This window comes from Kitasatospora sp. NPDC036755, from assembly GCF_040636595.1.
Taxonomy (GTDB): domain Bacteria; phylum Actinomycetota; class Actinomycetes; order Streptomycetales; family Streptomycetaceae; genus Kitasatospora.
This window is the reverse complement of record NZ_JBEZUT010000023.1, coordinates 24,278-47,639: the sequence shown is the minus strand read 5'-3', so window position 1 is coordinate 47,639 and position 23,362 is coordinate 24,278. Positions and strand designations below refer to the sequence as shown.

The following is a 23,362-nucleotide window of genomic DNA, read 5'->3' as shown; positions in this document are numbered from 1 at the left end:
CTGGTTCGAGAACGCCGCCAGATCCGCCTCCCGGACCCGACCCAGCAGCTCGTCGAACGTCGGCGAGCCCGACAGGTCGGTCCGCAGGACGAGCGGCCGAGGTCGTGGCGCTGCTGTCCGAGGAGCCGCCGCGGGCACTCGGCGACGACCTCGGCGCGGTCTGGCGGACCGTACGCTCCGCCAAGGACCCGTACGCCGGCCGCTGGCGCGACGAAGTCCGCCGCCTGCTGCGCGCCACCTCCGACGAGCCCGCCACCGACCTGCCGGACTCGGCCGCTGCCGGACTGGTCGTCGCCCTCGCCTTCCCGGAGCGGATCGCCCGCGCCCGCGTCGAACGGCCCGCCCCCGGCGAGCGCAGCCCGTACCTGATGGCCTCCGGGACGGCCGCCGAACTCGCCCCCGGCACGGCGCTCGGCGCCCTGCCCTGGCTCGCCGTCGCCGTCGCCGACCGCCCGGCGGGGTCGCACTCGGCGCGGGTGCTGCACGCGGCGGCACTGGACGAGGCCACCGCCCTGACCGCCGGGGCGGCGCTGGTCACCTCGCGCGAGGAGGTCCACTGGGACACCCGGCGGGGCGAGGTCGTCTCCCGCCGGGTGGAGTCGCTGGGCGCCATCGAGCTGGCCGAGAAGCCGCTCGACCGGCCCGACCGCTCCCTCGTCCGCGCCGCCCTCCTCGAAGGCCTCGGCCGCGAGGGCGTCAGCACCCTGCTGACGTTCCGCCCCGGCCTCCGCGAACGCCTCGCCTTCCTCCACAGCGCCATCGGCGGCCCCTGGCCGGACGTCAGCGACGAGGCCCTCCTCGCGCGCGCCGACGAGTGGCTGGAGCCCGAGTTGTCCCGCGCCCGCCGCCGCACCGACCTCGCCCGCATTGATACGACGTCCGCCCTCCAACGCCTCCTCCCCTGGGCAAGCGGAGAAGCCGGACGGCTGGACGAACTGGCCCCCGAGCGCATCACGGTGCCCAGCGGATCGAAGATACGAGTCGACTACACAACCGAACGCCCGGTGCTCGCAGTCAAGTTGCAAGAACTCTTCGGCTGGACCAAGACCCCCACCCTGGCCGGCGGAAGAATCCCTCTGACCATCCACCTGCTCTCCCCCGCCGGCCGCCCCGCCGCCGTCACCGGCGACCTGGAGTCCTTCTGGCGCGAGGGCTACCGCGCCGTCCGAGCGGACCTCAGGGGCCGCTACCCCCGCCACCCCTGGCCCGAGGACCCGACCACAGCCGAACCCACCCGCCGCCTCAACGCCCGGAAGTGACAGGAAAGGACGCCATGGCCCTGACCGCCCCGACCGCCACCCACCCCGGCGAGGCCGAACTCCCCTTCGCAGCCCTGATCCTGGACTTCGTGGGCGTACTGACCGCCAATGCCGGGCCCGCGCACGGAGAGTGGTGCCTCGCCCAGGGCCTCGACGCCGGGGCGTGGCGGCAGACGCTCGGTTCCGAACCGGAAGCCGGCCGCCTGTACACCGAGCTCGAAGCCGGACGGCTGAGCCAGGCGGAGTGGAACCGGCGGGTGGCTCCCATCCTCGGCGTGCCGGAGCACGAGAACCTGATGGGCCGGGCATGGTCGGGCGTCCGGCCCGCCGACGACATGATCGCGCTCGCCCGCTCGGCCCGGCGGGCCGGCCTCAAGGTCGCGCTGCTGTCCAACTCCTTCGGCCTGGACCCGTACGACCCGTACGAGGCCCTGGGTGTCTGGGAGTTGTTCGACGTGACGGTGATCTCCGAGCGGGAGGGCATCGCCAAACCCGATCCGGCGATCTACCAGCTCACCCTGGACCGACTTGAACTGCCGGGCGAGGCATGTGTCTTCGTAGACGACCAACCGAGGAACCTGGCCCCGGCCGAAGCCCTCGGCATCACCACCGTCCTCGCCGACGGCACACCTGGCAACGCCGCCCACATCGCAGCTCTGCTGGGATTCCCTGCCGTGCTCTGAGCCTTCACATGGCGGCCGGGACCAGTGAGCCCGCCGCGGGAGCGTCCGGGGCGCCCTCGAAGACACACCTGGACATCGTCCACCACCTCCGCCGCCTGGCTTGTCACAGCAGGTGCCGACCGTCATGGGCCCGGACGCTCGGCACAGCGTCGTTCCGAAGCCCGTCCAAGACGCGTACGGCATAGACCTCGGCCATGCGTTCGGAGACCTCTGCCGGCGAGAGCCAAGCGACCTCGACCGACTCCTCCGAGAGCCGCGTCGCCTCGCTCTCCGGTCGACAACGAAGGACGAGGGCGACGATCCCTCGGCTCACGTTCTTGTAGACGCCGGTCAGCCGCTCCACGCCGACCTTGATCCCGGTCTCCTCGTAGACCTCGCGGCGCACGCCGTCCTCGATGGCCTCGCCCAGTTCCAGCACGCCACCCGGGGGTTCCCACGTTCCGTTGTCAGCCCGGCGAATCGCCAGCACGCAGCCGTCCTCACGCACCACCACTCCGGCGACGGACACCGAGTGGAGCGGCGTCTTCCCGGCACCGTTGCTCATGTGCAGGAGGATAGAGCCCTGAAGGACTATGGCGAGTGGCGAGGTGGCCTCGTCGACCACAGCGCTCGGACACACCGTCGTCCTGGGCTCACGGTAGATGCGCCATCCAGGCGTCGCGGCCGATCCTGACGAGCAGCAGTAACGTCACGATCATGTTGCCGTCGAAGCGCTCGGCATCACTACTGTCCTCGAAGCCCAGGCACTCTCTGAGCTGCCGCCAACACGGCTGACAGCCAGGTCGTTCCGGCACCGGGAGCGGAGTGGCGGGGGTACGGTCCGTTCTGAGGCCGCTCACCTTCGGAGGCTCCCATGACGCAGTGGTCCGACTACTCCACCGGCCAGCGCATCAAGATGCTGCGGGCAGGCATGACCCAGGAAGAACTCGCCGAGGCCGCCGGGGTATCCGTTCCGACGGTTCGCAAGGCCGAGAAGGAGGGCGGCAGTATCGGTCTGCCGTCGCTGCTCAAACTGTCCGCCGCACTGCATGCGGACGTGTCGGTGATCCTCGGGCAGCAGGCACCCCGAAGGGCTTCGCTGATCGGTGACAGGGCGATGCTGCGAGGGCTGTCCCGCACCGTGCACGACACCGCCGCAGGGGTCGGGACCGACGTCGAACCGCCGGACGCCGCAGGACTGCGGGCCGATCTGGCGCGGGCCTGGGCGGACTACCGGGCGGGGGACTACACCCGGGCCGGCAGCCTCGCCGCCCCGGCCATCACCGAGGCCGCCGCCCTCCTGCGCTCCGCCCCGGACAGCGAGCGGTGCGCGGCCCACGGCCTCCTCGCCGACGCCTACCGACTCGCCTCCTACACCGCGCAGTTCCACGGTGCCCGCGACCTCGCGTACTCGGCGATCGGCCACGCCCGCCACCACGTCCACATGGCCGCAGACCCGCTGCGGGCCGCGATGGTGGACTGCGGCCGGTCCTGGATCTACATGCGCGACGCCCGCCTCGACCAGGCCACCACCACCGCCGAGACCGCGTTCGCATCCATCGAACCCCGCTACTCGGAAAGGGATCTGGAAACGCTGGCCACCTACGGGTGGCACGTCACCTTCGCCGCCGTCGTCGCCTCCCGCAAGTGCGACGGCGACCGGGCCCGCGACCTGCTCTCCCAGGGACACGCGGTGGCAGCGCGGATGGGCCGCGATGCGATGATCAACGGCACCAGCTTCGGGCCGACCACGGTCACCGCGCAAGCCATCGGCATCCACACCGTCATGGGCGACCCCGGCAAGGCCCTGACGCTCGCCCGCAACCTCGGCGACCTGTCCCCGCTGCCGCAGGCCGCCCGCAACCGGCTCGCCCTGGACATCGCTCTCGCCCAGGCCGACACCCGACAGTACGACGCAGCTCTGGACACCCTCCTCCAGGTGTGCAGCGCACAGCCCGACTGGGCCCGTCACCAGGCCCTTCCGGGGGCGATCATGCAGCGCGCCGGTCACGCCAGCACCACCCGCGTGCGAAAGCTCGGCGGCATCCTCGGTATCAGCCTGTTCACTCACTGAGATCGGACTGACACGAGCCGTATCACACGGAGCCGGTATTACTTCTGGAAGTGGCACGCACCGCACGTTCACGATGGCCTGACTCGGCGGCAGCCTTGGCATCATGACGCCGACTCAATCTGGCTGGTCGCCCATCCGTCGCGTGACGGTCGCCCTGTACATCGCGACCGGTGATGAAGGCGCCGCCCTCATCCTCGCCAATCTCACCCGCGCCTTCGCCGAGGCCCGCGACTGGACGGTCGCCCTCGCCCGGGCGGACGGCAACCCCACACACCCGCTCGGCCAGTGGCCGGGCTGGCAGGCCATCGCCGACGCCCTGAACACCCGCGCGATCCATGGCGTGGTCACCTGGACCTACGACATGGTGTCCACCAGCCAGGCCGTCCGGGGCATCGGGGCCCACGAGCGCCTCCCCACAGTCCTCGACGACCGGGGCGGCTTCCTCGTCACCGCCCACCCCGTCCCCTACAGCACCACCGCGGACCACGGCAACAGGCACCCGCCGCGCCGAACCTCGGCAGACCTCGCTCGCCGCCGAGCCCTCGCGGACGCCGCCGCTGGATTCGCCGTCTTCCGATTCTCGTTCGGCGGCAACCCGCGCACCGCCTGATACCGCCTGCCGACCGACCCGTCCCTCCCCTGAGGCACTCCCCCATGCTCAAAACCAGCACGGACGTACAGCGCGTCGTCGACGCCGTCCTCCATCTGGCCCTGGCCGTGCCGGGCCATCTGTCAGAACACCGGCGGCCGACCCAGCTTCGCCATCCGCCATACCGTTTTCCACCGCATCGGCCGACGGGGCGGGCACGGCGTGCGCACGCCCTCGAAGAAGCCGGACCACCACGCCTTGAGACCGGACAGCGGTGGACGGCGGACCACCGTGTACGCCGCCCAGGAGGTGAGGTAGACCGGCACCAGGATGGCGGGCAAGTGGCGCTTGGCCAGCCAGACCCGGTTGCGGGCCGTCAGCCGGTAGTAGGTGGCATGCCGGGCCGGGTCGGTGCGGGGGTGCTGCAGCACCATGTCGGCGCGGTAGTCGATGCGCCAGCCCGCGTCCAGGGCGCGCCAGGCGAAGTCGGTCTCCTCGTGGGCGTAGAAGAACTCGGCGGGGAACATGCCGACCTGGTCGATCACGCTCATCCGGATGGCATGGCCGCCGCCCAGGAACGTGGTGACCGGCCCGGACCGCATCGGGTCACTGGCGCCGAAGCGGGGGACGTGCCGGCGCTGGGTGAACCCGGTCTCGTCCGCGATACGGAAAGACACGATCCCGAGCCCCGGGTCCCGCTCGAAGGCCTCCCGGACCAGCCGGAAGGTGTCGGTGCGGGGCAGCAGGCCGTCGTCGTCCAGGACGACCACCAGGTCCGTGCCGCCCAGTTCGCGCAGTCGTTCGACGCCCGCGCTGCGGCCCCCGGGGATGCCGAGGTTCTCGGGCAGTTCCACGGCGTCCACCCAGTCGGGCAGTTCGGGCAGTTTCACGCCCTGCCCGAGCACCACCGTCCGCACGCCGCTGCCGCCGCCGTCCTGGGCCCGCACCGAGTCCAACAGCGCCGCCAGCTCCGCAGGCCGGTCTCCCATCGTCAGCACCACCACGCCCAGCGTGACACCCATAACACCGACCCCAATGTGAGAGACCCTTGCCGATCTTGCCGGCGCCGTTCCTCGGGAACGCGTCGGCGCGCGTGGCAGCCGAGACGGACCGGCCCCCGGGCCACCGGCCCGGGTGTCCCGGTCACGTTCCCACAGCCCCCACTCCCACTGGCGCCCAAAGGCCTCTGATTCGCCCGTAGGGAGGGTGCCGACTTCATTCATGGCATCGCTCCCGGCATCAGAGCGAGGTCACCTCAAGCGCGCCCAGCCCACGGCGCTCCCCCATTCCCACGCCCCTTCCGAGGTATCCCCATGCCCACGTCCCGCCGCCCCCGCGCGTTCGCCGCCCGGCTCGACTCCCGCACCGAATCCACGCCCCTGGCTCGGTACTTGCTCCGCGCGTACCTCTCCGGGCTGCCCTCGGGAGACCGCTACCGCGACACCGCCGAACTGCTCCTCGGCGAGCTCTTCGCCAATGCCGTCCAGCACTCCGACGCGCCCGACGACCGCCACATCGAGATCCGCTTCGCCCTCGTCAACTCCCGCCTCCGGCTGGAGGTCCACGATGCCGGCAGCGGCCGCCCGTCCCTTCGCACCGCCGCGCCCTCCGAGGAGCGCGGGCGCGGGCTCTTCCTCGTCAACGAGCTCGCCGAACGCTGGGGCTGCTCGTCCCGGCCCGGCGGCATCGGCAAGTTCGTCTGGGTCCTCGTCGCCCCCGCGCCCGCTTCCGCCCTCGCTCTCGCCACCGCCTGAAAGCCCGCCCCCATGCACCTCACCACCCTGGCCCGGCACGCTCTCTCCCGCGGTCGCACCCCCGCCGACACCTACGCCCTCCTCGCCCGCCGCACCCGCGAGCCCCTCCCCTCCGCCCGCGCCGTCTGCCTCGCCCTCACCATCCCCCTCGCGGAGACCGGCCGCCGCCTCAACGACTGCTACGACGCCCTCCTCGCCGACCACCACCCGAACTCCGAGACCGACACCGGCGAACTCCTCGAAGCCCTCGGCGTCTTCGACGTCCCCAAGTCCCTCACCGACACCGAACTCGCCGTCGTAGACCACCTCCTCACCGCCATCGACGCCCATGGCAGCCTCCGCCCCGGCCACCGCCACGGCCTCCACCGCTGGTTCACCACGGGCAACCTCACCACCGCCTACCTCTCCCTCACCTCCACCCACACCCTCCCCCGCACCGGCGACCCCGCCCGCTACTGGACCACCCTCACCACCGCCGGCGAACTCCTCACCACCACCCACCACTGCGACACCCGCATCACCTACGCCCTCACCCACTGCCGCACCCAAGCCGCCAAGCACCAGAAGTCGATCCCACCGACTTCCTACGCAACACGCCCGGTTCATCCGGCCGCTCCCGAAGCTCCCGTCCCTGCTGGGGCGGGGTTGTAACAACCCTGCTCAGCAACAGGGTTGTTGAAGTGATCCAGACCCATCGATACGAGGAGGACGCATGACGCAGACGCCCAAACCGTGGGGCATCGGCAGGATGGGGCCCTACCCGGCCACTGCCACGCTCCCGGCGTTCACGCCGGTGATCGACCCCGAGACGCAGATCGCCGTCATCGTCGACGAGAACGGCCGAACGGTCGAGCTGGGGAGCCACGGCACCAGCACCAGCGGTGTCACGCCCACCCACACGAGCCCGGGTGACGGGGCCTCGCCGGGCGGGGCCACGGACAGCGACGTGACCGAGTCCTACGACCAGGACCAGAGTTCCGGCTGATGGACAACCGAAGCAGGTCGGTGCTGGTGCTGACCAACTCCTCCGATGTGACAGCGGATGCGGTACTTCGGGTGCTCGCCGAACGCCGAGTTCCGGTGGTGCGTCTCGATCCCGGCACCGACCTGCATGAGGGTGCCTCGCTGACCGCCACGTACCGCACGGGCGGTCAGCGGGGCGCCCTCCGCACGTCGAGCCGTGAACTGGACCTCACAGCTGTTCGGTCCGTCTGGGTTCGCAGGCCCTCGCCCTACGCGGGACCGCCGGATCTTGACGGCCAGGACCGCCGGTTCGCTGCCTCGCAGGGGTTCTGGGGGGGCGGGTGGCATCCTGGCGTCACTTCCCGGGGCGCGCTACGTGAACCATCCCTGGCACAACCGGGCGGCGGAGTACAAGCCGGCTCAGCTCTCCGCCGCACAGCACTGCGGATTCCACGTGCCCGACACGCTGATCACCAACAACGAGCACGAGGCGCGGGAGTTCACTGCCCACGCCGGTGGCGCGGTCTACAAGCCGGTGTGGAACACCCCGTACTCGGCCCGCGGACAGGCTCAGGCCGTATGGGTGAGCGAGGTCCGCAGCCAGGAGATCACCGAGGCCGTGACGGCGTGTCCGCACATGTTCCAAGCCAGGGTTTCCAAGGTGTTCGACACCCGGGTGACCGCGGTCGGAGACCGGCTGTTCACCGCCCGCATCGACAGCCCTGATCTCGACTGGCGGCACCGACAGGACCGGATGCGCTGCACCCCGATCGACGTCCCCGCGCCGGTTGCCGAGTCCGTCGCCCACTACCTCGCCACCTTCCGGCTGGCCTTCGGCGCCTTCGATTTCGCCGTCACGGCAAACGGCACGTGGTACTTCCTGGAGTGCAACCCCAATGGGCAATGGGCGTGGCAGCCGGCCGGGATCACCGACGGGATTGCGCTCGCAATCGCCGACCAACTGGAAAGGGGCCACGACGAGTGACCACATCCGACATCCTGCGCGCCGCCCTGGTCGAGCAGCTCACCGACAACGGCACGCTCACCGATCCCGCGTGGACGGAGGCCGCGGCCGCAGTACCGCGCGAACTGTTCGTCGGCGGCTACTTCGTTCCGGTCGAGGGCAGCACCCCGACCAGCTATCGAAGCGTGCGCCGCGGTGACCCCGGGTGGCTGGAAGGGATCTACGCCGACCAGACCCGAATCACCCAACTCGACGGCCGCACACGGCCCGAAGACGCCGGAGAGCAGTCGGTGACCGGCACGCCGACGTCGTCCTCCACCCTGCCCTCGCTCGTGCTGGGCATGTGGCAGCAGCTCGGCGCCGACGTCGGTCACCGGGTACTCGAAGTCGGCACCGGGACCGGCTACTCGACCGCCCTCGGTGCACACCGCCTCGGCGAGGGGAACGTCACCAGCATCGAGTACGACCCCCAGGTAGCCGCACGCGCCGCCACCGCACTCCACGCCGCCGGCTGCGCCCCGCGCCTGATCACCGGCGACGGTCTCGGCGGGGATCCGGACGGCGGCACCTTCGACCGGCTGATCGCGACGTGCTCGGTCCGGTACCTGCCGATGGCCTGGCTTCGCCAGGTGAAGCCGGGCGGCCGGATCCTGGTCACCCTGTCCGGGTGGAGTTACGCCAACGCCCAGGCACTGCTCGACGTCACCGGGCCCGGCGAGGCCGCCGGCCGGTTCCTGCCGGGCTACACCAGCTTCATGATCGCCCGGCCGCACGACCGGCCGCCCCGCCCAAGGCTGGCCTTGCTCCCCGGGGAGGAGCGCGCCAGCCGGATCGATCCCGCGAAGCTCGATACGTGGACCGGGAGTTGGGTCGCGCAGCTCGCGGCGCCCTCGGCCGAACGGATGGGAGCCGCAGGGCAACAGATCCTGTCGGACGTGGCCACCGGATCGCAGGCCCGGACCATGCCCGCCCCCGAAGGTGGGTGGACGGTGGTCCAGTGCGGACCACTGCGCCTGTGGGACCGAGTGGAAGCCGCCATCGAGGCATGGCAGGGCGCAGGTGAACCGCACCAGGACGCCTTCGGCATCACGGTCTCGGCGGCGGGCCAGCGGGTCTGGCTCGGCAGCGAGGACGGCCCGGGTTGGGACCTGCCGGTCTGAACCGGCCGCCCTGAGCCATCGCACGGGCTTCCGGGGACTCCGTAGTGCGCCGGCTCCGCCGTCCCAGACCTGTACCCCGCGCCACCGCGCGCGGGAAGTCGGCCCCGCCGACTTCCCGCGCGTCCCCGCGACCGCCGGCCGCCGACCGACGGCCGCCGGCCCTCGACCTTCGTCGCCCCTGCCTGACGTCAGCGCAGCAGGCCCGCCGCATGGAGGTGGTCGAAGACGATCCGGTCGACAGGCGACGTGCGATGCCTGTCGCCGTACGTGAGCCAGACCACCTCCTCGATCTCACTGCTCGCCTCCAGGCGCCCCTCGTACGCGGCGGTGTAGCAGGTCATCCGGACCACGACGCCGTCCGGGTGGCCGTGGGCCTGAGCCTCGAAGACGCCCAGGAGGGCCGCGGAATCCGGTGCGATGGCGGCCGTGAGTTCCTCGCCGATCTCCCGCACCAGGGTGTCGGGGTCGCTCTCCCCGGGCTCCCGCTTGCCGCCCGGCAGGTAGTAGGTGTCCTTGCCGCGGGAACGCGTGCTCAGGACCTTTCCGCCTGCGATGTGGATCCAGGCCACCTTGTCGATGACGGCTGCCATGCCTGTGCCTCCCTCGATAGCAGGGCGGGCCCGGACGCTCCACGCGCCCGGGCCCGCCGCCGGCTGGAAAGTCCGCGTCAGTGCGCCGCGGCCTCCCAGTTCGGGCCGACGCCGACGGAGACGTCGAGCGGGGCGCGCAGCGGGTAGGCGCCCGCCATCTGCTCGCGGACGACGGCCTCGACCTGCTCGCGCTCGCCCGGTGCCAGTTCCAGCACGATTTCGTCGTGCACCTGGAGCAGCATCCGGGAGGTGAGGCCGGCCGCGCGCAGCGCCTCGTCCACCCGGAGCATGGCGATCTTGACGATGTCGGCGGCCGAGCCCTGGATCGGGGCGTTGAGGGCCATCCGCTCGGCCATCTCGCGGCGCTGGCGGTTGTCGCTGTTGAGGTCCGGCAGGTAGCGGCGGCGGCCGAGCAGCGTCTCGGTGTAGCCCGTCGCCCGGGCCTCGTCGACGACCCGGCGCAGGTAGTCGCGCACGCCGCCGAAGCGTTCGAAGTAGGTGTCCATCAGGCCCTGGGCCTCGGCCGGCTTGATGCCGAGCTGCTGCGAGAGCCCGTACGCGGACAGGCCGTACGCCAGGCCGTAGGACATGGCCTTGATCTTGCGGCGCATCTCGGCGTCGACGTCGGCGCGCGGCACCTCGAAGACCTGGGAGGCGACGGTGTTGTGGAGGTCCTCGCCGGAGGCGAAGGCCTCGATCAGGGCCTCGTCCTCGGAGAGGTGCGCCATGATGCGCAGCTCGATCTGCGAGTAGTCGGCGGTGAGCAGCGACTCGTAGCCCTCGCCGACGACGAAGGCGCGGCGGATCGCCCGGCCTTCCTCGGTGCGGACCGGGATGTTCTGCAGGTTCGGGTCCTGCGAGGAGAGCCGGCCGGTGGCGGCGACCATCTGGTTGAAGGTGGTGTGGATCCGGCCCTTGGGCGAGACGGTCTTGAGCAGGCCCTCGACGGTGGTGCGCAGCTTGGCCTGGTCGCGGTGGCGCAGCAGGATGACCGGCAGTTCGTTGTCGGTCTGGGTGGCGAGCCAGGTGAGCGCGTCGGCGTCGGTGGTGTAGCCGGTCTTGATCTTCTTGGTCTTGGGGAGGGCGAGTTCGCCGAAGAGGATCTCCTGGAGCTGCTTGGGCGAGCCGAGGTTGAACTCGTGCCCGGCGGCGGCGTGGGCCTCTTCGACGACGCGCTGGATCTCGGCGGCGAACTGGGCCTCCAGGCCGGTGAGCCATTCGCGGTCGGCGGCGATGCCGTAGCGCTCCATCCGGGCCAGCAGGGCGGCGATGGGCAGTTCCATGTCGTGCAGCAGCCCGGCGGCGCCGACCTCGGCGAGGCGGGTGTCGAAGAGCGCGGCGAGGTCGAGTACGGCGCGGGCCTGGAGCATCAGCGACCGGGCGGCGGCGGTTTCGTCCTCCTCCGGTGCGTCGAAGGCGAGTTGGCCGGTCTCGGTGGCGGGGGCCGGGGTGAGCGAGCGGGCCAGGTACTCCTCGGCGAGCACCTCCAGGGTGAAGGTGCGGCGGCCGGGCTTCTCCAGGTAGGCGGCGAGGGCGGTGTCGGCGACGACGCCCTGGATCGTCCAGCCGCGTTCGGCGAAGGCGCGCATGACCTGCTTGGCGATGTGCAGGGCCTTGGGGGCGCCGGCGTCGGCGAGCCAGTCGGCGAAGGCGCGCTCGTCCTCCTCGGCGAGCAGCGCCGGGTCGAACCAGGCGGCGGACTCCCCCGCGGCGAGGGCGACTTCGGTGACCTCGCCGGCGCCGAGGGACCACTGGTAGACGGCGGCGAGCGCGACGGTGGTCTTGCCGTCGGAGGCGTGTTCGGCGAGCCAGGCGGCCAGGGTGCCCGGGTCGGTGAGGAGTTCGCCGTCGACCTCGACGCCGGGGGCGAGTTCGGCTTCGGCGGCGGCCTCGCCGGCGGACGGGTCGATGTTGTGGACGCGGTCGCGGAAGTTGGCGTTGCGGAACTCCAGCGAGTCCATCAGGGTGGCGACGGCGTCCTTGTCGAAGGGCTTGCGGTCCAGGTCGGCGACGCCGAGCGGGAGTTCGACGTCGCGGACGAGCTCGGTGAGCACCCGGTTGCGCTTGACGGAGTCGAGGTTGTCGCGCAGCTTCTCGCCGATCTTGCCCTTGACCTCGTCGGCGCGGGAGACGAGTTCCTCGAAGGAGCCGAACTGGTTGACCCACTTGGCGGCCGTCTTCTCGCCGACGCCGGGGATGCCGGGCAGGTTGTCGGACGGGTCGCCGCGCAGCGCGGCGAGGTCCGGGTACTGGCGCGGGGTGACGCCGTACTTCTCGGCGACCTTCTCCGGGGTGAAGCGGGTGAGCTCGGAGACGCCCTTGGTCGGGTAGAGCACGGTGACGTGGTCGGTGACCAGCTGGAGCGAGTCGCGGTCGCCGGTGACGATGTCGACGTCGTAGCCGGCCGCCTCGGCGGCGGTGGCCAGGGTGGCGATGATGTCGTCGGCCTCGAAGCCCTCGACCGTCAGCCGGGGGATGTGCATGGCGTCGAGCAGTTCGCCGATCAGGCCGATCTGGCTGCGGAACTCGTCCGGCGTCTTGGCCCGGTTGGCCTTGTAGTCGGGGAACTCGACGGAGCGGAAGGTCTGCCGGGAGAGGTCGAAGGCGACGGCGAGGTGGGTGGGCTGCTCGTCCCGGACGGTGTTGGCGAGCATCGAGGCGAAGCCGTAGACCGCGTTGGTGGGCTGGCCGGTGGAGGTGTTGAAGTTCTCCACGGGCAGGGCGTAGAAGGCCCGGTAGGCCATCGAGTGCCCGTCGAGCAGCATCAGCCGGGGCCGCGGGCCGGCCCCGCCGCCACCCGTCGCGCCCTTGTCCGTACTCTGCGTAGCCACGTCAACGTCCGTTCCTGCCGATTCCACTACCGGCCACCGATCCTATGGCCCGGCACCGACAAAAAGGACGCCGCGCCGGTCCGGCGGGAGCTGTTACCTACGAGTAGGACGGTCGTACGATCACAGGCGGCAGATCCCCCGGAGCGTCGCCCGGCGCGCTCCGGCGTCCCCCCAGCGGCAGGAGTTCCCCCATGACCGACGCGGCCCCCGGCACCTCCCACGACAGCACTCCCGTCCTGAACGTCCCGCAGGACGTGCTGGACCACTTCGCCAAGCTCGGCGTGAACCCGGAGACCTTCTCCGGCGGCCACCTCGGCGAGAAGCTCGGCATCCGGATCGTCGAGGCGTCCGGCGACCGCGTGGTCGGCACCATGCCGGTGGAGGGCAACCAGCAGCCGTACGGGCTGCTGCACGGCGGGGCGTCGGCCGCGCTGGCCGAGACGCTGGGCTCGATCGGGGCGATGCTGCACGCCGGCCCCGGCCGGTACGCGGTGGGCGTGGACCTCAACGCCACCCATCACCGTTCGGCCACCTCCGGGCTGGTGACCGGGGTGGCGACGGCCGTGTTCAAGGGCCGCACCGCCGCCACCTACGAGATCGCGATCACCGACGACACCGGCCGGCGGGTCACCAGCTGCCGGCTGACCTGCATGCTGCGCGACCTCTGACCGCACCCGGAAGCATTCCTTCCGACAACGTCCTTACGGTGTCCGCGAGTTCACTCGGGACAACATCAAGTCCCTTTTCCGCCCCCTTGTTTGACCTTCCGCCGGCCTGGGCAGGCGTTGGTCTGGACAAGGGGGCGTCCGCATGTCCGGGGGCGGTCGGCGCGCATCCCGCGCCTGTAACGCTGCGTAACAAGTAGGAAATCCGATCAATTGCCGGTTCCGAGGCCTTCAGGCGCCCCGGGACCACCTCGCCGCGCCCGCCTTGTCCGCAATCCGGACGCTCAGGGTCGAAACCAGAGCACCGGACGCAAGTGTCCGATAATCGGCACTGCCAGCTGCAACCCCCATTTCTGGGCCTTACATCGCGCCATCAGCGGCTAAACGCCCGCCATCGCGGGATCGATCGGACCGGAACGACCACATGGTGAGACAAGTACTCTGTGTGCTCATAACAAGAGAATCACAGCCTGCGCCCAGCACTGCCCGAGCCGCCCAACGGCATCTAGAGTCACGGCCAGTCACCGCGCCATTCGATTGGGCCAGGCCCTCCGCGCACTCCGGCTCCCGCCACTCAGGCGCGGGCGCCTCCTGAACCGAAGGGGACCCTCGTGCGTCACCGTTCAGCAGTTGTCGTGAGCATTGCCGTGATCGGCGCCCTCAGCCTCAGCGCCTGCGGCTCCCGCGGAGAGAAGAAGGGCGGCGACGGCGACAAGGCCGACTCGTCCGCCACCACCGTCGTCATCGGCGTCGACGCCCCGCTCACCGGCGACCTCTCCGCCCTCGGCCTCGGCATCCGCAACTCCGTCGACCTCGCGATCAAGAAGGCCAACGAGACCAACGAGGTCCCCGGCGTCAAGTTCGAGATCAAGGCCCTCGACGACACCGGCAAGCCCGCCCCCGGCCAGCAGAACGCCACCCAGCTGGTCGGCGACTCCAAGGTCCTCGGCGTCGTCGGCCCGCTCAACTCCAGTGTGGCGCAGTCGATGCAGCAGATCTTCGACGACGCCAGCCTGGTCGAGGTCTCCCCCGCCAACACCGGCGTCGCCCTCAGCCAGGGCGAGAAGTGGGCCAGCGGCGAGAAGAAGCGCCCGTTCAACTCCTACTTCCGCACCGCCACCACCGACGCCGTCCAGGGCCCGTTCGCCGCCCAGTTCCTCTACAACGACGCCAAGAAGACCAAGGTCTTCCTGATCGACGACCAGAAGACCTACGGCGCGGGCCTGGCCGGCACCTTCAAGAGCGAGTTCACCAAGCTCGGCGGCACCCTGGTCGGCGAGGAGCACGTCAACCCCGACGACCGCGACTTCGCCGCCATCGTCACCAAGGTCCGCAGCTCCGGCGCCGAAGCCGTCTACTACGGCGGCGAGTACCCCGCGGCCGGCCCGCTCTCCCTCCAGCTCAAGGAGGCCGGCGTCAACCTCCCGCTGATGGGCGGCGACGGCATCCAGAGCGGCGACTTCATCAAGCTCAACCCCAAGAGCCAGGGCGACTACGCCACCGCCGTCGGCCTGCCCGTCGAGAGCCTCGACACCGCCAAGAAGTTCATCGCCGACTACAAGACCGCCGGCTACAAGGACGCCTACGAGACCTACGGCGGCTACTCCTACGACAGCGCCTGGGCCATCATCCAGGGCGTCAAGGCCGCGAAGGCCAGTGGCAAGACCCTGGACCGCAAGGCCGTCCGCGACGCCGTCCAGAAGGTCACCTTCGCCGGCGTCACCGGCACCGTCTCCTTCGACGAGTTCGGCGACACCACCAACAAGCAGCTCACCGTCTACACCGTCAAGGACGGCAAGTGGGCCGTGGAGAAGTCCGGCACCTTCAAGGGCTGACGACCGGCACCCGAGGCGCCGAAGCGCCGACGCGTCCGCACCACCGACGCACCGGCTCCCACGACTGACGCCTCGTCACCGACAGCACCACCAGCGCCACTTCACCACCACCGCGCGCGGGGGCGCCACGAGTGCCCCCGCGCGCACCCACATCCACCACCCAAGCGGACACCCCCGAACGCACTACGGAGGCCCAGCGGTGCACGACCTACCGCAGCAGCTGGCCAACGGCCTGATCCTCGGCGCCCTCTACGGGCTCGTCGCGATCGGCTACACGATGGTCTACGGCATCGTCCAGCTCATCAACTTCGCCCACGGCGAGATCGTCATGGTCGGCGGCTTCGGCGCCCTGACCGCCTACCTCGCCCTCCCCGGCGGCACCACCCTGTGGCTGGCCCTGCCGCTCATGCTGATCGCCGGCATCCTGGTCTCCACCCTCACCGCCGTCGCCGCCGAGCGCTTCGCCTACCGCCCCCTGCGCAACGCCCCACGGCTCGCCCCGCTGATCACCGCGATCGGGCTGTCCATCTTCCTCCAGCAACTCGTCTTCTCCTTCTACCCGGACGCCAAGAAGGCCCGGGTCTTCCCCAAGCTCCCCGGCGACCCGTTCAGCCTCGGCTCCGTCACCATCCAGCGCAGCGACCTCTTCCTGATCATCGCCGCCCCGCTGTGCATGCTCGCCCTCGGCTGGTTCGTCACCCGCACCCGCTCCGGGCGCGCCATGCAGGCCACCAGCCAGGACCCGGACACCGCCAAGCTGATGGGCATCGACACCGACCGCATCATCGTCATGGCCTTCGCCATCGGCGCCGCGTTCGCCGCCGTCGCCGCCGTCGCGTACGGGCTGCGCAGCGGCCAGGTCGACTTCCGGATGGGCTTCATCCTCGGCCTCAAGGCCTTCACCGCCGCCGTCCTCGGCGGCATCGGCAACATCTACGGCGCCATGCTCGGCGGCCTCGCCCTCGGCCTCGCCGAAGCCCTCGCCACCGGATACATCCAGCACCTGCCCGGCATGCACCTCTTCGGGGGCGGCGCCTGGAAGGACGTCTGGGCCTTCGTTCTCCTCATCCTCGTGCTCCTGATCCGGCCCCAGGGGCTGCTCGGCGAGCGCGTCGCGGACAGGGCGTGACCACCATGACCACCACCCACACCGAGGCGACCCCGGTCGTCCCGCTGCCGGCCCGCGCCGCCGCGGCCGTCACCGCACTCGGCGCCCTCGCCACCGCCGCCTCCGCCGCCATGTCCTGGACCTGGACCGCCGAGTTCCCCGGCGACCTCACGTACTACGGCTCCCCGGCCGGCCTCCAGTGGCTCGCCCTCGCCGCCGGCCTGCTCACCCTCGTCCTGCTGCTCGGCGGCCAGGGCGTCCCCGGACTGCGCTGGGCCGCCCCCGCCCGCAGCAACAACGCCGTCCTGTACGCCGCCACCGGCTCCCTCGCCGTCGCCGTCTACGCCGTCGCCGCGATCTCCTCCGAGCTCGGCGGCCTCGCCAACCTCGAACCCGGCGGCTGGGTGCTCGCCGCGGGCGGCCTGCTCTCCGTCCTCGGCGCCCTCGGCCTGCCGCTCGACCGCCGCACCGCCGTCCCGCTGCGGATCCTCGACAAGCGCCTCTTCCTGCTCGTCCCGGCCGCCCCCGTCGCCTGGTTCGGCGCCCACGCCATCCCCTCGGACAAGCCGGTGGCCCCGGTCATGACCGCCCTCGCCGGAGGCCTCGTCATCGCGGCCGGCGCGGTCCTGCTGCTCCAGCTCGGCCACCTCGCCAACAGCGGGCTGCGGCTGGGCCGGACCGACCGGCCGCTGGCCCCGCCGCGCGCGCTCCCCTCCTGGATCGAGGTGCTGCTGATCGTCCTCGCCTTCGGGCTCGGACTGTTCGCGATCACCTTCGGCATCGACACCGAGTACGGCGAACTCTTCACCGGCTACCTGCTGTTCGTCGCCCTCGCCGTCCCCGCCCTCACCAGGTCCGGTCTGATCGCCCGGCTGCGCGCGCTGACCATCAAGCACCGCCCGGTCACCACCGGCGCCGCCTTCGCCGCCGCCGCCGGCTTCCCGTTCACCCAGACCAGCGACCAGTACACCTCGGTCGCCACCAACATCCTGATCTTCGCCACCGTCGCGCTCGGCCTGAACATCGTCGTCGGCCTGGCCGGCCTGCTCGACCTCGGGTACGTCGCCTTCCTCGGCGTCGGCGCCTACGCCGCCGCCCTGGTCTCCGGCTCCCCCGCCTCGCCCATCCACGTCCAGTTCCCGTTCTGGGCCGCGATGCTCACCGGCGCCGTCGTCTCCATGGTCTTCGGCGTCCTGATCGGCGCCCCCACCCTGCGGCTGCGCGGCGACTACCTCGCCATCGTCACCCTCGGGTTCGGCGAGATCTTCCGCATCACCATGCTCAACCTCAACGGCACCACCGGCCCCAAGGTCACCAACGGCTCCAACGGCATCCCGCGCATCCCGGACCTGGAGATCCTCGGCCTCGACCTCGGCAAGCCGCACACCGTGCTCGGCGTCGAACTCGGCCGCTTCTCCAACTACTACCTGCTGATGCTGCTGGTCACCGCCCTCGTCGTGCTGATCTTCGCCCGGGTCGGCAACTCCCGCATCGGCCGCGCCTGGGTCGCCATCCGCGAGGACGAGACCGCCGCCGAGGCCATGGGCATCAACGGCTTCCGGCTCAAGCTGCTCGCCTTCGCCCTCGGCGCCCTGCTGGCCGGCCTGGCCGGCACCGTCCAGGCCCACGTCAGCTACACCGTCACCCCCGACCAGTACACCTTCGCCGAGGCCCTCCCGCCGAACTCCGCCTTCCTGCTCGCCGCGGTCATCCTCGGCGGCATGGGCACCATCAGCGGCCCGCTGGCCGGCGCCACCCTGCTGTTCCTCATCCCGAAGAAACTCGAGTTCCTCGCCGACTACCAGCTCCTCGCCTTCGGCGCCGCCCTCATCGTGCTGATGCGGGTCCGCCCCGAGGGCCTCATCCCCAACCGGCGCCGGCAGCTGGAGTTCCACGAGGCCGACCTTCCGGCCCAGGCCGCCGGCGAGCCGACCGCACTCACCAAGGCAGGGGCGTGACCGACCCGATGACCACCACCGCCGCACCCCTGCTCGAAGTCACCGGCGTCACCATGCGCTTCGGCGGCCTCACCGCGGTCAACGACGTCTCCCTGACCGTCGGCGACGGCGAGATCATCGGTCTCATCGGCCCCAACGGCGCCGGCAAGACCACCTTCTTCAACTGCCTCACCGGCCTCTACGTCCCCACCGAGGGCGCCGTCCGCTTCCGCGACACCCTGCTGCCGCCCAAGCCCCACCTGGTCACCCAGGCCGGCATCGCCCGCACCTTCCAGAACATCCGGCTGTTCGCCAACATGACCGTCCTGGAGAACGTCCTGGTCGGCCGGCACACCCGCACCAAGGAGGGCATCTTCTCCGCCGTCCTGCGCGGCCCCGGCTACCACCGCGCCGAGGCCGAGAGCCGCGAGAAGGCCATGGAACTCCTGGAGTTCACCGGCCTCGCCCAGAAGGCCGACCACCTCGCCCGCAACCTCCCGTACGGCGAGCAGCGCAAGCTGGAGATCGCCCGCGCCCTGGCCTCCGAGCCCGGCCTGCTGCTGCTCGACGAACCCACCGCGGGCATGAACCCCCAGGAGACCCGGGCCGCCGAGGAGCTCGTCTTCGCGATCCGCGACAAGGGGATCTCCATCCTCGTCATCGAGCACGACATGCGCTTCATCTTCAACCTCTGCGACCGCACCGCCGTGCTCGTCCAGGGCCAGAAGATCGTCGAGGGCGACCGCGAGACCGTCCAGAACGACGAACGCGTCATTACCGCCTACCTGGGCGCACCGCTCGAAGGCACCACCCCGGCCGCAACGGAGTCCGACCAGTGACCGCACTTCTCGAAGTTCAGGACCTCCGCGTCGCCTACGGCAAGATCGAGGCCGTCAAGGGCATCAGCTTCAGCGTCGAGCAGGGCGAGGTCACCACCCTCATCGGCACCAACGGCGCCGGCAAGACCACCACCCTGCGCACCCTGTCCGGCCTGCTCAAGCCCACCGCCGGACGGATCACCTTCGACGGCCGCGACCTCTCGACCGTCCCCGCCCACAAGATCGTCGCGCTCGGCCTCGCCCACTCCCCCGAGGGCCGGCACATCTTCCCCCGGATGACCATCGAGGAGAACCTCCTCCTCGGCGCCTTCCTGCGCACCGACCCGGCCGGCATCGCCGCGGACGTCGAACGGGCCTACGGCCTGTTCCCGATCCTCGGCGAACGCCGGCGCCAGGCCGCCGGGACGCTCTCCGGCGGCGAGCAGCAGATGCTCGCGATGGGGCGGGCGCTGATGTCCCAGCCCAAGCTGCTCATGCTGGACGAGCCCTCGATGGGGCTCTCCCCGCTGATGATGCAGAAGATCATGTCCACCATCGTGGAGCTGAAGGCGTCCGGGACGACCATCCTCCTGGTCGAGCAGAACGCCCAGGCGGCCCTCTCCCTCTCCGACCGCGGCTACGTCATGGAGACCGGCCGCGTGGTTCTGTCCGGGACGGGAGCCGACCTCCTGCACGACGAGTCGGTGCGCAAGGCCTACCTCGGCGAGGACTGAGCCACAGCACGCGAAGGGCCCGGCAGAAACGTTCTGCCGGGCCCTTCGCGTGCACGCCCTACTCGGGCTTGGCCTCGTCCGCCTTCTTGCGGTCCTGGGCCTCGCCCTCCTCGATGACCGCCTCGGCCACCGCCGCCATCGTCATCCGGCGGTCCATCGACGTCTTCTGGATCCACCGGAACGCGGCCGGCTCGTTCAGCCCGAACTTGGTCTGCAGCACGCCCTTCGCCCGGTCCACCAGCTTCCGGGTCTCCAACCGCTGGCTGAGATCCCCGATCTCCTTCTCCAGCGCCCGCATCTCCGCGTACCGGGACACCGCCATCTCGATCGCCGGCACCAGGTCCGACTTCGAGAACGGCTTGACGATGTACGCCATCGCCCCGGCGTCGCGCGCCCGGTCCACCAGCTCCCGCTGCGAGAACGCCGTCAGCATCAGCACGGGGGCCAGGTGCTTGTCGTGGATCTGCTCGGCCGCCGACAGCCCGTCGAGGACCGGCATCTTCACGTCGAAGATCGCCAGATCCGGCTTCAGCTCCTCCACGAGCCGCACCGCCGTCTCGCCGTCACCGGCCTCACCGACGACGGTGTACCCCTCCTCCTCCAGCATCTCCTTCAGATCGAGACGGATCAGCGCCTCGTCCTCGGCGATCACGATCCGGGTGATCTGGGGCGTATCGGTCTCAAGCGGCTGCGCCTGCTCGTCGGCGGTGCTCACGGGGCTCCTAGTTCCGGCGGGGTACTGCATGCACGAGGGTACCTAGCTGCGCCCGACGGTGCTCACAGGGTATCCTTCACGGGCGCGAACCAGCCGGGTTGGTGGAAGGGCAGACACGATCGCCTCAAAAGCGATTGCCTGAAAGGGCGTGTGGGTTCGAATCCCACACTCGGCACCAGATTTTTCCTTATATTCCCAGACTTCGGGAAGTTCACCTTATCCAGTGGACCTCACTCGAAGCGCCCATCGTTCGGCTTGACGCGTCTCATTCTGTCGCACATGACCACTCTTTCTGTGCGCGAACAGGCCGTCCACCTCCTCCGCCGGGGCGTCAGCAATGCCGAGGTGGCCCGCCGCCTTCGTGTCCCGACGGGCACGATCTCCTGGTGGAAGCATCAGGACCTTGCCAAACGAAACGAGCTCCCGGGCCGTAAGCGCTCTGCGTGCAGGCACTGCTACGGCGACGAGCTGAACCGCCCCGCCTACTCCTACCTTCTCGGCCTGTATCTCGGTGACGGCCACATCCTGCTGCCCAACGAGTACCGCAGGACCCAGAGCCTGCAGATCACCTGCGACGACAAGTGGCCGGGAGTCATGGACTCCGTCGAACAGGCCATGCGCCAGGTCCTCCCCAACAACAAACCTTGCCGGGTGCGGCGCACCGGCTGCCATGACATCAAGATCTATTCGAACCACCTGACCTGCCATTTCCCCCAGCACGGCCCCGGCAAGAAGCACGAGCGCACCATAGCCCTGGAACCCTGGCAGCAGGAGATCGTCGACGCCCACCCCTGGGAGTTCCTGCGCGGCCTGATCCACTCCGACGGCTGCCGCATCACCAACTGGGCGACCCGCACGGTCGGTGGCGTCACGAAGCGCTACGAGTACCCGCGCTACTTCTTCACCAACACCTCGACCGACATCATCGGCCTGTTCACCGCCGCCCTCGACGCCGTCGGCGTCCGGTGGAAGGCATCGGTCCCCCGCCCGACCGGCCAGGTCAACATCTCCGTCGCCCGCAAGGAGTCCGTCGCCCTCATGGACGCCCACATCGGCCCCAAGTACTGACGGCGGCGCGGCCCCGGACGGGCCGCGCCGCCGAGCAGTGGCCGCTCAGACGTCCAGCGTCCCCACGTGGTGGACGCGGACGAGGTTGGTGGAGCCGGCCAGGCCGGGCGGGGAGCCCGCCGTGATGACGACGATGTCGCCCTTCTGGCAGCGGCCGAGCGAGAGCAGGGCCGCATCGACCTGTTCGACCATCTGGTCCGTCGTCGGCGCGAACGGGCCGAGGAAGGTCTCCACGCCCCAGGTGAGGGCGAGTTGGGAGCGCACGGCCGGCTCGTAGGTGAAGGCGAGTACGGGGATGGGCGAGCGGTAGCGGGTGAGCCGGCGGGCGGTGTCGCCGGACTGGGTGAACGCGATCAGGTACTTGGCGTGCAGGAAGTCGCCGATCTCGGCGGCCGCGCGGGCGACGGCGCCGCCCTGGGTCCGCGGCTTGCTGCCGGTGGTCAGCGGAGGCAGCCCGGCCGCCAGGATGTCGGTCTCGGCGGCCTCCACGATCCGGGCCATGGTCTTGACCGTCTCGACCGGGTACTTGCCGACGGAGGTCTCCCCGGAGAGCATCACCGCGTCCGTCCCGTCGAGGACGGCGTTGGCGACGTCGGAGGCCTCGGCGCGGGTCGGCCGGGAGGTGTTGATCATCGAGTCGAGCATCTGGGTCGCCACGATGACCGGCTTGGCGTTGCGGCGGGCGAGCTTGATGGCGCGCTTCTGGACCAGCGGGACCTGTTCGAGGGGCATCTCCACGCCCAGGTCGCCGCGGGCCACCATGATCCCGTCGAAGGCGTCGACGACGGACTCCAGGTTCTCCACCGCCTGCGGCTTCTCGATCTTGGCGATGACGGGGACGCGGCGCCCCTCCTCCGCCATGATCCGGTGGACGTCCTCGGCGTCCCGCCCGCTGCGGACGAAGGAGAGCGCGACGAGGTCGGCTCCGGTCCGCAGCGCCCACCGCAGGTCGGCGACGTCCTTGTCGCTGAGCGCGGGGACGGAGACGGCGACACCGGGGAGGTTGAGGCCCTTGTGGTCGGAGACCAGGCCGCCCTCGATGACCAGGCACCGCACGTGCGGCCCGTCGACGGCGACGACCTCCAGGGTGACCCGGCCGTCGTCGACGAGGATGCGCTCGCCGCGGCCGACGTCCCCGGCGAGGCCCGAGTAGGTGGTTCCGCAGCGGTCCTTGTCCCCCACGACGCCCTTGTCGGTGGAGATGGTGAACTCGTCGCCGCGTTCGAGGAGTACGGGGCCGTGGGCGAAGGTGTCGAGCCGGATCTTCGGGCCTTGAAGGTCGGCGAGGACGCCGACGCTGCGGCCGGTCTCGTCGGCGGCCTTGCGGACGCGGCGGTAGCGTTCCTCGTGCTCGGCGTGCGTTCCGTGGCTGAGGTTCAGTCGGGCGATGTCCATCCCGGCGTCGACCAGGGATTTGATCTGGTCGTACGAGTCGGTGGCGGGCCCGAGGGTACAGACGATTTTTGCTCGGCGCATAGTGCTGAGACTAGGCATTACCGACGCGTAACCACGACGCGGGTCCGGACTGCGGGATGACCGTTTCTGTAAGGCGAGTTGAACAATCTGACACATCCTCGGACGGCCGCGTGAACACCCCCCGGCGCGCGCCTCCCGAACCCGCGTCGCGCCCCGCCGC

20 protein-coding genes, 1 tRNA gene and 2 pseudogenes are annotated in these 23,362 nt (G+C 70.6%); 17 read left to right on the top strand and 6 right to left on the bottom strand.

The window, feature by feature from the left end:
* Positions 1–83: 83 nt before the first annotated feature.
* Together AB0E96_RS05975 and AB0E96_RS05970 are read left to right on the top strand one after the other, a co-directional pair.
* Positions 84–1,259: pseudogene (locus tag AB0E96_RS05975) on the top strand (ATP-dependent helicase C-terminal domain-containing protein); the annotation flags it as partial.
* Positions 1,260–1,273: 14 nt separating this feature from the next.
* On the top strand, positions 1,274–1,942 hold the full coding sequence (locus AB0E96_RS05970) for an HAD family phosphatase (protein WP_359819047.1): 669 nt from the start codon (positions 1,274–1,276) through the stop codon (positions 1,940–1,942).
* A 103-nt stretch (positions 1,943–2,045) separates the two neighbouring features.
* Here AB0E96_RS05970 and AB0E96_RS05965 read toward each other — a convergent pair whose 3' ends face one another.
* Positions 2,046–2,498, bottom strand: coding sequence for an NUDIX hydrolase (locus AB0E96_RS05965; protein WP_359819059.1), 453 nt, complete (start codon positions 2,496–2,498; stop codon positions 2,046–2,048).
* Between the two features lie 297 nt (positions 2,499–2,795).
* Here AB0E96_RS05965 and AB0E96_RS05960 point away from each other — a divergent pair, with 297 nt between their 5' ends.
* Positions 2,796–3,995 (top strand): helix-turn-helix transcriptional regulator, encoded by a 1,200-nt coding sequence (locus tag AB0E96_RS05960; protein ID WP_359819045.1) that lies wholly within the window; start codon positions 2,796–2,798, stop codon positions 3,993–3,995.
* 142 nt (positions 3,996–4,137) lie between these two features.
* On the top strand, positions 4,138–4,605 hold the full coding sequence (locus AB0E96_RS05955) for a hypothetical protein (RefSeq protein WP_359819043.1): 468 nt from the start codon (positions 4,138–4,140) through the stop codon (positions 4,603–4,605).
* 122 nt (positions 4,606–4,727) lie between these two features.
* Here the strand turns inward: AB0E96_RS05955 and AB0E96_RS05950 are convergent, their stop codons facing one another.
* Complete coding sequence (locus tag AB0E96_RS05950) at positions 4,728–5,606, bottom strand: glycosyltransferase family 2 protein (RefSeq protein ID WP_359819041.1); 879 nt, start codon at positions 5,604–5,606, stop codon at positions 4,728–4,730.
* Positions 5,607–5,897: 291 nt separating this feature from the next.
* Between AB0E96_RS05950 and AB0E96_RS05945 the strand changes: the two genes are divergently transcribed.
* The 5 genes and pseudogenes from AB0E96_RS05945 (at position 5,898) to tgmC (ending at position 9,425) form a co-directional block, all read left to right on the top strand.
* Positions 5,898–6,338, top strand: coding sequence for an ATP-binding protein (locus AB0E96_RS05945; protein ID WP_359819039.1), 441 nt, complete (start codon positions 5,898–5,900; stop codon positions 6,336–6,338).
* Between the two features lie 12 nt (positions 6,339–6,350).
* The gene (locus tag AB0E96_RS05940) at positions 6,351–6,989 is read left to right on the top strand and encodes a hypothetical protein (protein ID WP_359819037.1); all 639 of its coding nucleotides are present in this window, start codon (positions 6,351–6,353) and stop codon (positions 6,987–6,989) included.
* Between the two features lie 61 nt (positions 6,990–7,050).
* The gene (tgmA, locus tag AB0E96_RS05935; RefSeq protein ID WP_359819034.1) at positions 7,051–7,323 is read left to right on the top strand and encodes a putative ATP-grasp-modified RiPP; all 273 of its coding nucleotides are present in this window, start codon (positions 7,051–7,053) and stop codon (positions 7,321–7,323) included.
* Positions 7,323–8,286: pseudogene (tgmB, locus tag AB0E96_RS05930) on the top strand (ATP-grasp ribosomal peptide maturase). Before tgmA ends, tgmB begins: the two are co-directional and overlap by 1 nt.
* Complete coding sequence (gene tgmC / locus AB0E96_RS05925; RefSeq protein ID WP_359819032.1) at positions 8,283–9,425, top strand: ATP-grasp peptide maturase system methyltransferase; 1,143 nt, start codon at positions 8,283–8,285, stop codon at positions 9,423–9,425. The pseudogene tgmB and the gene tgmC overlap by 4 nt, the downstream one beginning before the upstream one ends.
* A gap of 188 nt (positions 9,426–9,613) precedes the next feature.
* On the opposite strand, the gene AB0E96_RS05920 is transcribed toward tgmC, so the two are convergent.
* Both AB0E96_RS05920 and polA read right to left on the bottom strand, forming a co-directional pair.
* A complete protein-coding gene (locus AB0E96_RS05920; RefSeq protein WP_359819029.1) occupies positions 9,614–10,015 on the bottom strand; it encodes an NUDIX domain-containing protein in 402 nt (133 codons plus the stop codon).
* 77 nt (positions 10,016–10,092) lie between these two features.
* A complete protein-coding gene (polA, locus tag AB0E96_RS05915) occupies positions 10,093–12,780 on the bottom strand; it encodes a DNA polymerase I (RefSeq protein WP_359819057.1) in 2,688 nt (895 codons plus the stop codon).
* A 257-nt stretch (positions 12,781–13,037) separates the two neighbouring features.
* Here polA and AB0E96_RS05910 point away from each other — a divergent pair, with 257 nt between their 5' ends.
* The 6 genes from AB0E96_RS05910 (at position 13,038) to AB0E96_RS05885 (ending at position 19,943) form a co-directional block, all read left to right on the top strand.
* Positions 13,038–13,514 (top strand): hotdog fold thioesterase, encoded by a 477-nt coding sequence (locus tag AB0E96_RS05910; protein ID WP_359819027.1) that lies wholly within the window; start codon positions 13,038–13,040, stop codon positions 13,512–13,514.
* Between the two features lie 608 nt (positions 13,515–14,122).
* On the top strand, positions 14,123–15,346 hold the full coding sequence (locus AB0E96_RS05905; protein WP_359819024.1) for a branched-chain amino acid ABC transporter substrate-binding protein: 1,224 nt from the start codon (positions 14,123–14,125) through the stop codon (positions 15,344–15,346).
* 199 nt (positions 15,347–15,545) lie between these two features.
* Entirely contained in the window at positions 15,546–16,475 is a 930-nt protein-coding gene (locus tag AB0E96_RS05900) for a branched-chain amino acid ABC transporter permease (RefSeq protein ID WP_359819021.1), read from the top strand.
* 5 nt (positions 16,476–16,480) lie between these two features.
* Complete coding sequence (locus tag AB0E96_RS05895) at positions 16,481–18,412, top strand: branched-chain amino acid ABC transporter permease (protein WP_359819055.1); 1,932 nt, start codon at positions 16,481–16,483, stop codon at positions 18,410–18,412.
* An 8-nt stretch (positions 18,413–18,420) separates the two neighbouring features.
* Positions 18,421–19,230: an ABC transporter ATP-binding protein gene (locus tag AB0E96_RS05890; RefSeq protein WP_359819053.1), complete on the top strand. Its 810-nt coding sequence runs from the start codon at positions 18,421–18,423 to the stop codon at positions 19,228–19,230.
* Positions 19,227–19,943, top strand: coding sequence for an ABC transporter ATP-binding protein (locus tag AB0E96_RS05885; protein ID WP_359819018.1), 717 nt, complete (start codon positions 19,227–19,229; stop codon positions 19,941–19,943). The genes AB0E96_RS05890 and AB0E96_RS05885 overlap by 4 nt, the downstream gene beginning before the upstream one ends.
* A 58-nt stretch (positions 19,944–20,001) precedes the next feature.
* On the opposite strand, the gene AB0E96_RS05880 is transcribed toward AB0E96_RS05885, so the two are convergent.
* On the bottom strand, positions 20,002–20,658 hold the full coding sequence (locus tag AB0E96_RS05880; RefSeq protein ID WP_359819015.1) for a response regulator: 657 nt from the start codon (positions 20,656–20,658) through the stop codon (positions 20,002–20,004).
* Between the two features lie 92 nt (positions 20,659–20,750).
* On the opposite strand from AB0E96_RS05880, the gene AB0E96_RS05875 reads away from it, so the two are divergent.
* Positions 20,751–20,836: transfer RNA gene (locus tag AB0E96_RS05875), tRNA-Leu, on the top strand.
* Between the two features lie 101 nt (positions 20,837–20,937).
* Positions 20,938–21,726, top strand: coding sequence for a helix-turn-helix domain-containing protein (locus AB0E96_RS05870; RefSeq protein WP_359819012.1), 789 nt, complete (start codon positions 20,938–20,940; stop codon positions 21,724–21,726).
* A gap of 45 nt (positions 21,727–21,771) precedes the next feature.
* On the opposite strand, the gene pyk is transcribed toward AB0E96_RS05870, so the two are convergent.
* Positions 21,772–23,202 carry a pyruvate kinase gene (pyk, locus tag AB0E96_RS05865; protein ID WP_359819009.1) on the bottom strand — a complete coding sequence of 477 codons (1,431 nt, stop codon included), beginning with the start codon at positions 23,200–23,202 and terminating at the stop codon, positions 21,772–21,774.
* Positions 23,203–23,362: the final 160 nt, after the last annotated feature.